Source organism: Halochromatium sp. NSM3, from assembly GCF_059621085.1.
The window spans coordinates 110,167-125,424 of sequence record NZ_JCAQIA010000001.1 but is presented as its reverse complement, the minus strand read 5'-3'; the positions used below and the strand labels follow the sequence as shown (position 1 = coordinate 125,424).

Below are 15,258 nucleotides of genomic sequence, written 5' to 3'. Positions count from 1 at the left end.
CGGCCGTTCAGTCCGTCCCGCTTCCTCGCCATCCAACCGTCTAGGACTTACCCAGTGGACAGCAGTAGCATTCGCCTCCCCGGTTCCGAACTCGCCGAAATCAGCTTCGTCGACGGCACCCTACGCATCGACTTCGCGCGTGCCTATATCATCAAGACCATGACCGGCTCGGACGAAAAGACCCTGTGGTGGCAAGCCGGCGCGCTCATTCTCGACAACGCCGAGCTGCTGGCGCCGCTTCCCGAACGAGGGGCCAAGCCAGAGTCCGAGCCTGGGTCCGAGCCAGTGCTCATCTGCGACGGTGGCGATATCGACGAGAACGTCTACACCTACCGCGACATGATCCCGATCCCGCTCGAAAGCCGTGGCCATTGTCGCTGTGACCTCAGGCTGCGCGGCGGCGACGCGCGTATCAGCGCCCAAGGCGAGACCATCCGCTTGGAGATGCGGGCCACGCCCAGGTACATCGAGCACATTCGGCCAACGAGGCCTTGATGGCTGGTTCTTCCTACGGAGACCATGGCGCGGGGTTATACTTGACAGTGATAAGGTTGCTGGTCACCGCCTAAATCCAGAAAGGTTCGCACCCATGAAAATATTCAAGGCAAGAAAGCTGTCGAAATTCGCGGCGATACTACTCTGGTGCTGGGCATCCGCTCCGAGCGCGAGTGATCTTACCGAGATCATCATTCCCGTCGAAGTGTGCCTGCTTTCATTCGCGGATGCGCCCGAACTAGACAGTACCTTCGATGCCGAGGGGGTTGACGAACTCTTTGATGCCGTTAATCTAGTTTGGCGGCAGGCGTCCATTCAATGGCGAGTCCACTCCATCAAACGAGAACGGGTCGGCCGCGAAAATTTCCCGGCGGAGGCTCTAAACGACGAGCGGCGTGAATTTCGAGATCGACTCGCTTCGGTTGCCCCAGCTCCCGGAAACGACGTTCAATGGCAAGTGTGCATGTTTAAACACTTTCCCATGCCAGCGAGCGCTGTCTACGTGCCGGAGAAGGGCGCTGTCTTTTATGCCGAACTGAATAAGCATGGAAATCACGAACCCGTCATATTGGCGCATGAACTTGGCCATAGTTTGGGTTTGCGTCACGTGGATGCAAACAACAATCTGATGTACGCGGGTAGAGGAAGGGATCCAGATCTCACGCGGAACCTGGATGATACACAGATTGCCCTGGCGCGGAAGATCGCATTATATGAGCCGTTTTCGGGCTATAAAACAAATTTTGCCGGCCAGCGGCGGGCGGTTGCCGGAACTCCCAACCGTCCCGACGAGATGCGGCGGCGTGCATTGGTCCGATGACTGCGACGTTTCAGTTTTAGCAATAACGACGATATTGCCTTCTATGATGTTCCTCCCGCCGCCCACCGTGCTTTTCGACTAATCGATACTAATGGCGACGGAATTCTTACAAGGTCCGAACTTGGGGATTTCGTCAAACAAGCGCCGGGGTGGCTGGAATGATGAATTATTATCCACACGGCCCGCCTCGTCTAATCGCACCTTCTCCTTTTTCCTAAGGAGTAGCGGATGGAATCCATGAGGATATTATGGCGTTCAGTGGTTTTTTTGGAGTTGTGTTAAATCCATGAAAGAGAATAAGATGCGCATTGAATCGGCGCGAGCGCACATGAAGGCGGAGCGTTACGACGAGGCAATCGAAATCTACGAGTCCGTCCTCAAGGACAACCCCGAGGCTGGTGCCGCCTATATCGGGATCGGGAACGTTCATCTTAGGAAAGGAGATTACGCGGAAGCCGAGAATTACTTCAATGGGGCGCTTCATGTCAGTAAAAAGCCAGCGCCAGCCCTAGTGATGCTAGCCACGGCCGCCGAGAAGCAAGGTGACCACGAGCGCGCGCTCACGCTCAATAAGGATGCCCTCCAAGCCGACCCAAACTTCCTGCGCGCACACATGAACATCAGTCGCCTGCATGCCCAGGCGAAGCACTACACCGAGGCCGAGAAACACCTCAAGGAGGCCTTGAGATGCAACCCTCAGTTTCAAGCAGCGAGATTAATGCTCGCCAATGTCATGCAAAAGCAGGGGTGCGCGGAGACCGCGCTGGAAACCCTGGAACAGGATATGTCCATCCGTCAGCCTGATGTCGCGCAAGGATCACTGCTGCGGGGTAAATTGCTACTGCGCCTTGGCAAACACGAGGAAGCCGCGCGGGCCTTTGCGGAATGTCTCAAGGCCCGGCCAGAAGATGCCAAGGTTCAAATGCATCATGGTCATGCTCTGCTTGAGGGCGGCCAATACGATTTGGCCATCAAGGCACTTCAAGGAGCAATTGATCTGGACCCTAGGTTGACCTCCGCAAATTTGCTCCTAGCTCGCGCCCATCTGGCTAGGGGTAGTCATGACAAGGCCCGAGAACTCCTGTCACCGATGACCTTGGGAGCCCAGCGGCTTTCATTGGTCCATTTTTTGTTAGCCGAAGTATTTAATGCCCAGGGCCACCATCGCCAGGCGGTGGAAGAGTTTGAGGCTGGGCTTCTCCATGCTGAACGGCTTGTCGAACGGCATCCGGAGCTGCGCGACCTGCGGGACATGGACCTGCCGTATAATGAAAAAATACAGCAATATCAGGCGCTGCTCGCGAAAATTCGCGAGTCGAATCCAAGTATCGATGAATAACAAAATGCCCTTGTGTAAGTAAAGCGCTATTGCATTGAAGTAATAGACTATTAGTCTAGGCCGATGCCCCAGGCCTGCCGAACAGGGTCCAGGCACCGGGAGGCTCTCATGGAAGAAAGCCAGCAAAAGGAAGTGTTCCGACTACGCGGGTGGTTCCGATGAAAAACATTCATTTGCCTGTGCGGATATATTGTCTTGGCTTCACTGTCAGCGAGGAATATTCGAGCAAGCTTACCTCGGGGGAGATCTCGGAGCTTTTCGTGGGCGTCAATCGCTTGTGGCACGCGGCAAGGCTTTGCTGGAAAATACAGGCGATTCAATCGCTATCAATAGATGATGGTGGTCGACGAGAATTCTCGAGGATTAGCTCACGCATCCAGCTGCGCCAGCATTTGCTGAATATATCTCCGTCTCTGCCACCGGTTGTGGCTTGTAGACTTTGGCAAGTCTGCCTTGTACGGAACATGCCGATCAAAGCTGGAGGTGTCTACCTACCGGAGACGGGCACGGTTTTTTGTAGCGAGGAAGCGCCCTCCGGAGATCTAAATTCGGCTGTGCTCGCTCACGAACTCGGGCATTCACTCGGACTTCACCACACGACGACTTCTGGCAGCCTGATGAATCCAAAAGCACTCAAAGGCATACACGCCGAACTCCAGGCAAATATCCCGGTTGAGCGAGACTGCTCCGACAATCTCCTCACCGATACCGAGATCGCGGCGGTACAGAGTGCCACCGAGAAAGGCCCAATAACTGGTCGCGAACATCATCTAATAAAGACCGACGAAATCGACTAAGAGGCCTTAAAACGGAGCCTTGGCCGAGATAGTCAGTGTTTGCGCGGGATTCACGGACATTCCGATGAGGCCCCCAAGCACGCCAATATCACTTTCGCCTCGCGCCCGAGGCTGTTCGCCAATCCTCCCTTAACCCAGAACCTCGATGGCTGAATCATTCTCTTTCCCTAGCGACCTGAATGAAGTCCCGCTTTCCATGGAGCAAGAAACATGGTGGCACCTGTATCGTCAAGATCCCGAGGACATCGCTCTCACGAAAACACTGCTATTCTTGATTAAGGGAACACTAACTGCGGATGACGTGCATGAGGCACTCCAGCGGATCATGGAGCGACATCAGGTATTGGCGGTTAGTATTACGGATGCTGGGGAAAAACCGACGGCACGAAAGCGTTCCCTGGTTCGGCTGCCAATCTCCGACGAGATCGACCTAACGGATCTACCAGAAGATGAGCAATTTACGGAACTCGAGTGGTCGATAATGGATGCTCGCGAGGAACCATTATCCCTGGACAATCCGCCGCTCTTGCGCTACGAGCTATTTAGGCTTTCAGAGGAACGAGTGGCTGTCATTCTACACGTGCCGGCCATCGTTTTTGATACCGTTTCCGAAAAGCTTATCAGGCAAGAGCTTGCTCGGATTTTTACTCATTCCGGAGATGACCCCCTGGATTTAGAGGCCCCGCCTATTCAGTATACTCAGTATTGCCTTTGGCAACAACAGCAGATAAAAAAAGGCCGTTGGCGCGATACGATTGAATATTGGAGGGCGGTTCTGGTTCCACCGCCAATCCCCTTAAACCTCGGCATCGACCGAACGCAAGCCATTAACGCGAGTGGATTGACGGTTAAAAAACAAATACAGTTGGGGAGCGAGCTACAAGGGAGTATTCAGGAAGTAGCGGCAGCCCTATCTATTCCTCGCGAAGCCATTTTTCTTACCACCTTTATTATTTTGCTGCATATTTATAGTGGGCAACGGGATATTACCCTTGGTATAACAGCCAAGGGCCGGCGGTATCCAGGGCTTCAGAATCTGATAGGAGCGTTCGAAAAGACACTCCCATTGCGGACCCAGTTGGATCATCATCAAAGCCTTAAGCAATTGATAACGCAAGTGGCTAAAATCCAGGAAGAAGCACTGGACCACCAGGATATCGCGTTAGAAAAACTGTCGCGGGATCGGGATGGAACCTGGGGGCACCCGCTGCCTGTATGGCATCTGATTTTATTCCAGTATATTACCGAATCCCCAGGCCCAATCCACACGCCAGGCCCCATCCACGCGATTGAGTCCTTTGGACTGGGCTCCGGCGTTTCCAACGCACATCTTACATGCAGTGTTGACGACCACGACGCTCGTCTAGCGCTGATCATGGAGTATCGGATTGATCTCCTTGAGGATTTAGCCGTCGATAGCCTTTTGGACAACTTTTTGCAATTGCTGCAAGCCTTGGTGTCCGATACCAGTCAGGAAATAGCAAGCCTTCCGGGAGCCCTGAGCGCTAAGCAAAGCCGGGCTTTAGCCGCTAGCCTGCCAGAACCGATTACTTCATTCACTGGATTTGGTCGCCACCCTCTCGAATCGAGTATACCGGCGCGGTTCCAGTTGATTTGCCGCCAATTCCCAGAGCAAGCAGCTGTCCGAAGTGAATCCCAGTGCTGGACATACCGACAACTTGCCGAGCGAGCTAATCAGCTGAGTCATTGGGTTATCGAGGTCTACAGTATGGATCGCCATGTCCGTATTGCGTTGCTTCTGGACCAGGGGCCCCAACTAGTGGCAGCCATGTTTGGAGTGCTAGGCGCTGGAATGTCTTACGTGCCCCTGGATAGCGGATCACCAGAAAGCCGCTTGCGGGCAATCGTAAAGGATGCTGCCATAAGTGGCATCATGACTAACAACAGGCATCTTGCACTTGCTCAAGGACTTCTTCCCGAGGCGGGCTGTATTTTTAATATCGACGAGGTTCCAGCCGGCATGGCGATCAGTCATCCTGGCATTGCTATTGCGCCCGATACCCCGGCCTACCTGATCTATACTTCTGGCTCGACTGGAAAACCCAAGGGCATCGTGCAAACCCATCGGAATGTGTTGCATTACATCAGCGCCTATACCGACCACCTGCGCCTATATTCAGGCGATTCACTGACACAATTATCCCCGCCTAGTTTCGATGCTGCGGTCATCGATATCCATGGAGCGCTGCTCAACGGCGCCACCCTTTGTTCAATCAATCTCAAGCAAGAAAGTTTTCATAACCTCGCCCTTCGCATGGAACGTGAAAATATCAGTGTTTTCCATTCAACGGCCACGGTTTTCTGTTTCTTCATGGAAAGCCTGCCCGAAGGAACTCGGTTCCCTCAAGTGAGAATGGTCGTGCTTGGCGGCGAAACCGTTACAAGCCGCCATTTTGAGCTTTTTCGCGCTCATTTTGATCCAGATTGTATTTTTGTGAACCTCTATGGCTCGACCGAGTCCTCGCTCAGCCTTCTCAATGTCATTAAAAATAACGAAGAGTTATCCCCTGGCGCTACCATTGCCCTGGGAAGACCTGTTATCGAAACCGAGATTGTCCTCTTGGATGAGGATGGGCAGCCGACACCGGTTTATGGGGAGATTGGTATTCGCAGTCTATACCTAACTCCTGGATATTGGCGGCAAGATACGTTGAGCTCGGCTATCTTTGTTGACGATATCGAGCAAGGCTCGCGTTTATATCGAACCGGAGATATGGGTCGGAGACTAGCGGACGGCAATATCCTTTACTGTGGTCGGAAGGATTTTCAAGTTAAGATTAGAGGTTATCGGGTTGAACTCGGCGACGTCGAGACCACAATCGCCTCTCACCCCGATGTGAAGAATTGCGCGGTAATCACCTCTGCCGACGCGGTGGAGGAGCTGAGTATAATCGCCTATTATGTCGCCTCTCCTATTACCCTTGGAAGTAAGGATATTGAATTGTTTCTTAGTGAGAGATTGCCTAGTTACATGCTCCCGGCAACCTATATAAAGGTGGGAGCAATGCCGCTTACGCCAACTGGCAAAATTGACCGCCAGCGCCTCGCTAAATTAATGCTCATGAGTGATTCGAATTAACTGCGGAGATAGGCATCGTACCAGAATGAACGAGATTGAGGACGAGTACGGCCTTTCCCCCCTGCAGCAGGGCATGCTATTCCATACGCTCAGGGATGATGGCGTCGGAATGTACATTAGCCAAGCAGTTTCTCGCCACGAAAGACTTGATGCTGATGCCTATCGGCAGGCATGGCAATTAATAATCGATAGGCACCCGATCCTTCGTACCTCTTTTCATTGGGACGACCCGGAAAATCCCCGCCAACGGGTACATAATCGGATAAAGGCTCCATTTGAAATCCATGACTGGCGCGGCCTCTCGCCCAGTGAGCAAAATAGTCGCCTAAGGACTGCCCAACGTGAGGCACGTGAACAAGGGTTTGACCTAACTCGGCCGACTCAGATAAAGGTTGCCCTCATCCAGGTTAGCCAGACCCGCTGGTTTGTCCTCAATACCCACCATCATATTATTCTGGACGGTTGGTCGGGAGGATTGCTAGCTGCCGAGATTGGAAAAACCTATGAAGCGCTAAGGCGCGGCCGTGGAACGCATTTGCCACCGACTCGACCGTTCGGAGACTACATCCGTTGGATCGAGAACCAAGATCTTCAGAAGGCGGAACAGTTCTGGCGGCGCCATCTTGAGGCAATTACAGCCCCGACCCCCCTGCCGGCCGAATGCGAACTTGGCGCCAATGCGCGGATAAAAATGCATGTTGAATCCTGGTCGATCAAATTCGAACAGGAGGTTGTGGTTGCTTTGGATAAACTTGCGCGTGACAGCAGGATAACATTAAACACTGTTATTCAGGGAGCTTGGGCATTAATGCTGAGCCGGTACAGTGGAGAAAGCACGGTTGTTTTTGGTTCTCTTATAGCGGGGCGGCCACCCTCGCTAGAGGGTGTTGAATCCATCGTCGGCATGTTTCTTAATACGGTGCCTTTTCGGGTGGACGTTAGACCGGAGCAGCAACTTCAAGCGTGGTTGCAGAGCCTACATGCAACACAGGGGGAACTGCAAGAATTCGGTTACAGCCCATTGATTAGCGTGCAGCAATGGAGTGGCGCGCGCGGTGGCATGCCGCTTTTTCGCAGCATTGTCGCGCGCAAGGATATTACCCAGAGCGGCATGTCCAGTGGTGCCACGAGATCCCGCGCGGTTAGAGGCGGAGCCTCCGAGCAATCGACGTTCCAGCAAAATTATCCACTGCTCCTCAATATTACCGCCAGCGGCGGGATCGAACTTAAGTTGACCTATGACGCCCGGCGGTTTCAAACCAAGGATATTGCCAGGCTCATGGAGCAATTGCGCACCCTTTTGACCAACATGTCAATTGTGGGGCCTGAGCAAAGGCTCGCCCGGCTCGAACTACTCTCGCCCGCCGAACGGCTTCACGTACTCAGTCAGCAAAACGATACCAAAACTGCGGACATTGTTCCCCGCTGCATCCATGAGCTGGTCGAAAAGACAGCGATACTCAATCCACGCGTGATTGCGGTGCGCGGCCGTGGCGAAGAGATAAGCTACGAAATACTCCATCAACGTGCCTGCTACGTTGCCCGCCATTTGCAGTCCCAAGGCGTTGGAAAGGGGGCGACAGTCGGCATTTATCTCGATCATCCCGTGGATTGCTCGGTAGTCTTGCTCGCCACTCTCATGAGTGGAGCAACCTATCTCGTGCTCGATTCCCGCCTTGCGGCCTCGGCGGTGCGGACGGTATCAGTCAATATAGGGATCGATCGTTGGCTAACCCAGCGTGATTTAATCAGTTCCCTGCCCACGGAGGCTACTGATGGAACCGATTGCCTTGATGAACTCAAGGAATCCTGGCAACAGGGTTCGATAACCGGCCTGGAACAATCCCCGACCCCGAGCGATCTTGCCGCCGTTATCCTCAAGGACCAGAACCACGACTCACCTCTGGCGGTCGAGGTTACTCACCTTGGCTTGATCAACCGCAGCCTCATGGCGCCTGATCATCCTCAGCCTGGAGAGGTTATTGGCATCAGTGCGCCATTACATACGGGAGAAGGCCAGCGCGAACTCATCTCCTGCTGGGCTTGGGGTGCCTCCGCCGCGTTACTTCCGCCTGTTGAAAGTGGTGATGTCGAGACACTGCTCACAGCGCTTCGCGCGGAGTCGGTGGACAGGTTCACGCTGACGCCGACCTTACTCGCCGCCTCTCTCGATACGCCCAATTTCGCCACTTTGGCGGCCAACGTTAAGCACTGGACCTGTACAGGCGAGGCACTTTTCCCCGAACTCTGTCGTGAATTCGCCAGGCACCTGCCCAACGCGACGCTGAGCAATCTATTTTCCAGCGTTGAAAGCGGCCCCGCGATCCGTTGGTCGTTTGCCGACAAACCTAGCGACACACCGATGGTGCGTCTGGGCAAGCCGACACCGAATACGCGCGCTTACATCATCGACGAGCTAGGCAAGCCATGTCCAATCGGCGTGCCTGGGCGGCTCCTTATCGGAGGCGATGGACTCGCCAGCGGTTACCGCAATCGGGCGGAGCTGAATGCTCGACGATTCCAAGCCGATCCTTTCCAGCAGCAAGCGGATGCGCGGATTTTTGCAACCAATGACTGGGTTCGGCGTTGGAGCGATGGAAACATCGAGTATCTTGGTCCAGTAGACTCGGATCTGATCGCGCAAGCGGTCGAGCAGCTCAAGATACCCAGCATCGAGCGAACCCTGCAACGTCACCCTCAAGTCCGGCATGCTTCGGTTTTGGTGCGAGAAGGGAACATATTAACGGCCTTCCTTGTCCCTGGCGCGACCAATCCAAATCTTGCCAAACTTCGACAAGATCTAGCCCGTCAGTTTCCACCAGGCAGCATTCCCACGCGGTTTGTCGTGATGGATTCAGCAATCCTGACCGTGACCGGCAAGCTCAATCGTCGGGCCTTGCTTGACATTGCCGATCGGGGCGTCGAGCTAGATCCAGTCGAGGTCGAGATTCAGCAACCACGCTCGGAGTTGGAGAAAATTATTGCCAGGGTCTGGCGCGACGTCCTGCGTCTCGAAAACATCTCCATCGACGATAACTTCTTCGAATTAGGTGGGCACTCGCTTAACGCCACTAAAGCCACCGCGCGTCTCACCAAACAACTTCAATCCGACATTCCTCTCAAAAGTATCTTTGAAGCGCCAACGATCGCGAGCTTGGCGGCCTGGATCCAAAGTGATCGCCATGCCGAGGAGCTGCCATTTTCAATCGAAGCAGCCGAGAGGGGTAATGAGGCTCCCCTGACCTTTACCCAGCAACAACTGTGGGTGCTTGGCCAACTATTTCCTAACCAGCCGACCTACACGATACCGAGCAGCATGCTTTTTACTGGGCGGATCAATGTTGATGCCCTTAAACTGTCTATTCTCGCCTTGATCGCGCGTCACGAAATCCTTCGGACGACTTTCGTTTCTCGCAATGGCGAGCCCCTGCAGGTGGTCAATCCACCTCCCAGGGATATTACCATCGAGATTTTGGATGTTTCGTCCCGTCCCCAGGAAGAGCGGATGACCCAAGCGCGCTCACATGGGGCGCGACTTGGTAAAAAGCCCTGGGATTTCGAGCGGGGGCCATTAGTCAGATCACAGTTAGTCAAGCTCTCCGACGAGGAATATGTGCTCAACACGGCGTTTCATCACATCATCGCCGATGGGCCGTCCATGGGGATTTACTGCGCCGAACTGAGCAAGTTCTATGATGCTCACCTGAAGGGCAAGCCACCCAGACTGCAAAAGCTCCCACTTCAATTTTCGGATTATGCGGTATGGGAGCGCGAGAATATTCAGGGTGAGCTGTTCCAAAGGCAGCTTGAATACTGGAAAAAAAACCTTGCGGGTGCTCCCTTACTGGAGATTCCAACGGATTTCGCGCGTCCAGCGGTTCATGGGTTCCTAGGGAAGAAAGTCAAGTTCGTTATTGATAGGAAAACGGTTGCGGCTCTTCGAGAAATCGGGAGGCGGGAGAATGCAACCATGTTTATGTGTCTACTCGCGATTTATCAACTTTTGCTGCACAGATATAGCAATCAGGACGATGTTCTTATTGGTACCGGGATGACCAACCGAATACGAGTCGAACTCGAACGTCTCATAGGGTTGTTTGTCAATACCGTTCCCCTTCGAACGGATTTCTCGAATGAACCATCATTCCGTGAGGCCTTGCGTCGCGCTCGTGATGTCTGTCGTGGTGCTTTTTCCAATATGGATCTTCCCTTCGAGGAGACAATCGCTCAAATTCAGCCCAACCGCGACCTAAGCAGACAGGGTTCGCCCATTTTCCAATTCATGCTCATCCACAACCCCGCTGGTCATGCGCGGCAGCAAGCCGGTGTCGAGTCAGGTTTCCGTCCAGGAGATCCACACAACGACACGGGTCATGCAAATTTCGACCTGTTACTCTCGACCAGCGAAACCCTCGAGGGGCAAGTCAAGATTACACTGGTCTACGATACCGAGTTGTTCCGCGCCGAGACGATCGATCGGATGATCGGGCATTTCAAACTCTTGTTCAGGCGGGTGGTTGAAGAGCCAGACCTCCCTGTCTCCCACTACCAAATCATGGACGAGAGCGAGATACAAGATGTCTTGGCATACTCGACGGCGATGCCGGTCATCGCTGAAACACGATGCGTTCATGAGTTGATTAGCGAAAAAGCAAGGCTAATGCCAGAACACCCGGCATTGTTCCTCGATGGTGTTGGCTTGACTTATCAGGAGCTGGATGCGCGTTCCAATCAGTTCGCTCGACACTTGCAATATCAGGGTGTCGAACATGAAACGCTTGTTGGTCTCTGTCTGAATCGCGGACTTTCTATGATGGTCGGATTGCTTGGTATCCTGAAGGCTGGTGGCGCCGTCGTGCCAATGGATCCAGCCTATCCAGCGGAACGTCTTCGGCACATTCTTCGCGATACCGCTTGCCCAGTTCTAGTAACCAACCAAGACTTCGATCGAGACGTCCTAGAGCACGATCGGTCGCTAAAGCTTGTCGATATCACATCCGAACCGATCTTGAGTGAATCCGCCAAGCCCATCAAGAATCAGGTATCCCCTCATCACCTCGCGTACGTGATCTACACATCGGGTTCCACGGGACTGCCGAAAGGCGTGATGGTTGAGCATCGCAACCTGACAGGCATCATTCTGGCCCAGGTGAAGGCATTCGGCATCAATCAGGAAAGCCGAGTGCTACAAATGCTCTCGTTGAGCTTTGACGCGGCGCTGGGCGAGATCTTTCGCGCGCTCGTGGGCGGCGCGACACTCTACCTCGGTCATAAGGAGGAATTGCTTCCCGGGCCAGCATTGGTGGAGATTTTGCAGCGCGAGGCGATCACCACCGTCGCCATGTCGCCAACGGCACTCGCCGCCATGCCCCCTGTCCATGATGAACTGCCCATGCTGCGGACACTGACGGTAGGCGGGGAAGCCTGTCCACCAAGCGTGGCCAAGCGCTGGGGTCAAGGTCGTCGCCTGATCAATGCCTACGGGCCAACGGAGACAACCATCGGAGCGACTCTGGCGAGTGAGTGGGATTTGGAATCGAAGCCACCTCTAGGAAGGCCGCTTGATGGCGTACGCCTCTATGTGCTGGATCAACATATGCAGCCAACGCCAGTGGGCATACCTGGCGAGCTTTACATCGGTGGCGTTGGTGTTGCGCGTGGGTATCTCAATCGCCCGGATCTAACCGCCGAGCGTTTTCTACCCGATCCTTTCCGGAATGACCCAGACGCTCGAATCTACCGCACGGGAGACCTGGCCCGATGGCTTCCCAATGGGATACTGGATTTTATTGGCCGTGCCGATGAACAAGTCAAGATACGTGGATTCCGGATCGAGCTTGGGGAGATAGAAGCAACGCTTATCCAGCATCCTCTTATCGCGCAATGCGCCGTGATAGTCCATGAATCCAAGGGCGCCAAACGGTTGGCTGCTTATGTCGTCTTCCAATCCGGGAACACCCTCGCCGTTTCCGAACTCAGAAGCTTCTTGAAGGATCGGTTGCCGGATTACATGATTCCCGCCGTATTCACTCCCTTGCCCGCACTACCACTAACCAATAGTGGGAAGGCCGACAAACAAAATCTACCCCAACCTGATCTCGGCGAGCTAGGGGCCAGGACCGTTTATGCCGAACCCAGAACCGATCTCGAATGTTTTCTCGCCAAACTATGGGCATCGTTACTCGGATTACCACGGGTTGGGCTTGATGATAATTTCTTCGAGCTTGGTGGGGATTCAATTTCCGCCATTCGCGTGGTCGCCCGCGCCTCCGAGGAAAGCCATAAGCTCACAGCGAAGGACATTTTCATGTTTCAAACAGTACGGGAATTGGCGGGACATCTGGCAACGCAAGTGGAATTAAGGTAGCCAGGACCAAACCTCGACCTGGAGGAATCGAGCGAGAGAGCGAGTAAAAGCCTCCCCGGCAAGCATCTCCCGGCCCTCGATTTTGGCATGGCCGGTCATGCCGGTTTTCAATTCTCCTTCTCGGTTATCGATGAACCCAACAACCTTGACAATATTTCCGAAGTCGGACTCCGATGATATTGGAAAGATAGTAACAACCTCTCCCTCCAGAACCCGATGAGGATAGGCGAGAAGCTTGACGCGGATCGTATCCCCCAGCGCCACGACATCCAGATCCGTCTCTGGAATATCAATCTCCATTTTGACGCGGCGTTGGTCCTCTATCTCGACGAAGAGATCTCCGCTATCCAGGTATCGTTTCCGAAGGTTCCGCAAATCCATGGTGATGATTCGGCCGTCAAAGGGCATGCGCATTAACGTGCGTTCAAGCACATCCTGATAGTAGGCGAGATCACGCCGCAGTCGTCCTAGCTCGGCCTCGAGCGCTTCGATTGCATATGGATTCACCTGCCTTTTTAGCGCCTCCAGTTCAGCCTTCTTCTCCCTGACTTCCTGACGCGCTAGATCCATACCCTGGCGCGCCTCTTCAAAGGCGGTGAAGGAGATGGCGTTTTTCTCGTAGATACGGCCTAGCCTTTCCAACTCGGCTTCGCTATAAGTTAATCGAATGTTCGCCGTTTCTAGGGCTTCTTTTGCCTGGGTTATTTGTTCCGGAATGGGCGTTGACCCTAGCACGCCAATCTCCGCCTCGATTTTACGGATCTCCGACCGTGTGACATCAATATCGCGATGTTGTTTAAGATTCGACATCTCGGCAATGAGTGCGCCCTTAAGAACAAATTCACCGCCGTCAAAATAAACGTGTTCCACAACGCCTGGGTATTCCGCGTATATCGCTTGCGCGCGCTCCGGCTTCACTAACACTGGCCCGCCTGCTTCATACTGGTAAGGCAAGCAAAGAAAACCCACGAGGACGAGAAGCACCAGAGAGCGTCTCCAGGGAGCGAAACGCCGGAATTGAACCAATCGAGATTCGCGAGAGCCTTTTTCCGATGGTTTTTTGCTGTCGCCCTCGGCGCTCCGAGAGGCGTTGCGAACAGGCTTGGTGCCATGCCCCTTGGCGTCGGATACTTCCGGTAATAGTCTTCGGCGCAGATTAATGAACACATAGCTTGCCACTAGCACGGACACGACCACCCCGAGACCACCGTAATTGAGTTCTAACCAGGTGGCCATCGTGTAGGTCAAAAACCCTACCAATCCGACCATGAAGAGCGTGGATGCCAAGCCGTAAAGGAGAAGTTGGTTGTTGTCCTCGACATAGCGAGCAACCACGCCCGGTGGCTTTTTTATACGGTAACGTAGAGCCCTGAAGGCCTTTTCCCTCAGCCGTGGATTATTGAAATAAGTGCTGAGCCACATGTACCCCGCGCCGCCCATGATCGGATTCGCAACAAAGAGAAGCGAGATCATCGACAGCAGCGCGAATGCCAAACCAAAAAGTGACAGCAGGTTTCCTTGAGACCGCGTGACCAGCCAGAGCGTCAATCCGGCGGGAATAAGCACGAAGCGCACCAGTATTGGTGCCGCCGCGACCCATAGCCTGGCGCTCCGGCTTGCTTGTTCGGATAAGTCAATTCGGATATTAAAACGCGGCAGGACGCCAAGAATAAGCCTCAGGCCGAAGCTGGGCGTGGCCAAGCCGAAGTAGCGCGCGACGCCACCCCGTGTCACTTGAGTCGCTAGGTTTGTCGTGAACAGCGAGAAGAGGACATGTTCAAGCAGGCCGGTATTGATCGAAATCCGCTCAAGATCACTAGTAAAGGTCCGCCAGTTAAAGGCTATTTCGGCCACGCCAACAAGAAACAATAATGGAACCAACAAGACCAAGTGGCGGGTGAACCCAAACCAAGAGACAAGCGGATCCAATATTGGCGCCGGATGAAACCAAGACCAGTGATTGCGGAATCCCGAGCGGTCTTGTTCGGATTTAGGAAGATCCTTCCTTGCTTTCCCTAGCCCTTCCGGCTGAGTATCCGCTTTTGTTTCCGCTTGCGTTTCGGATTTGGATTCAAGGGGATTGTTTTGATGATCTTGTCGTGAAAGCCCTGGATTATCCAATCGGTCAATGAAGTTTTTGAGATCGGTAACGGTTAAGTTGGCGTTGAAGCGCGCGTTGTAACGCGCGACAAGCACGGCCTCTTGGTAAGGCTCTTGGAGAGCATTGAGTAAAAATCGTTCTCGATGGTCGAGCCTGTCGACATCAAACGCACCCTCCCCTCGAACCAGGCTCTTATTGTCCGACTCGGAACCGATGGGTCTGGACATCTGACTGTTGTG

8 protein-coding genes are annotated in these 15,258 nt (G+C 53.8%); 7 read left to right on the top strand and 1 reads right to left on the bottom strand.

The genetic code is table 11. From position 1 onward, the window contains the following. Positions 1 to 54 precede the first annotated feature (54 nt). The 7 genes from AC54T3_RS00635 (at position 55) to AC54T3_RS00605 (ending at position 12,918) form a co-directional block, all read left to right on the top strand. Positions 55 to 495: a hypothetical protein gene (locus AC54T3_RS00635; protein ID WP_496621538.1), complete on the top strand. Its 441-nt coding sequence runs from the start codon at positions 55 to 57 to the stop codon at positions 493 to 495. A 94-nt stretch (positions 496 to 589) separates the two neighbouring features. Then, positions 590 to 1,315 (top strand): matrixin family metalloprotease, encoded by a 726-nt coding sequence (locus AC54T3_RS00630; protein ID WP_496621537.1) that lies wholly within the window; start codon positions 590 to 592, stop codon positions 1,313 to 1,315. Beyond that, on the top strand, positions 1,316 to 1,477 hold the full coding sequence (locus AC54T3_RS00625; protein ID WP_496621647.1) for an EF-hand domain-containing protein: 162 nt from the start codon (positions 1,316 to 1,318) through the stop codon (positions 1,475 to 1,477). Between the two features lie 124 nt (positions 1,478 to 1,601). Further along, complete coding sequence (locus tag AC54T3_RS00620; protein WP_496621536.1) at positions 1,602 to 2,654, top strand: tetratricopeptide repeat protein; 1,053 nt, start codon at positions 1,602 to 1,604, stop codon at positions 2,652 to 2,654. Between the two features lie 158 nt (positions 2,655 to 2,812). Continuing rightward, positions 2,813 to 3,451, top strand: coding sequence for a matrixin family metalloprotease (locus AC54T3_RS00615; RefSeq protein ID WP_496621535.1), 639 nt, complete (start codon positions 2,813 to 2,815; stop codon positions 3,449 to 3,451). Positions 3,452 to 3,596: 145 nt separating this feature from the next. Then, the gene (locus tag AC54T3_RS00610; protein ID WP_496621534.1) at positions 3,597 to 6,551 is read left to right on the top strand and encodes a non-ribosomal peptide synthetase; all 2,955 of its coding nucleotides are present in this window, start codon (positions 3,597 to 3,599) and stop codon (positions 6,549 to 6,551) included. A gap of 25 nt (positions 6,552 to 6,576) precedes the next feature. Further along, entirely contained in the window at positions 6,577 to 12,918 is a 6,342-nt protein-coding gene (locus AC54T3_RS00605) for an amino acid adenylation domain-containing protein (RefSeq protein WP_496621533.1), read from the top strand. On the opposite strand, the gene AC54T3_RS00600 is transcribed toward AC54T3_RS00605, so the two are convergent. Continuing rightward, complete coding sequence (locus AC54T3_RS00600) at positions 12,910 to 15,246, bottom strand: HlyD family secretion protein (protein WP_496621532.1); 2,337 nt, start codon at positions 15,244 to 15,246, stop codon at positions 12,910 to 12,912. The two genes, AC54T3_RS00605 and AC54T3_RS00600, sit on opposite strands and share 9 nt — an antisense overlap. Positions 15,247 to 15,258: the final 12 nt, after the last annotated feature.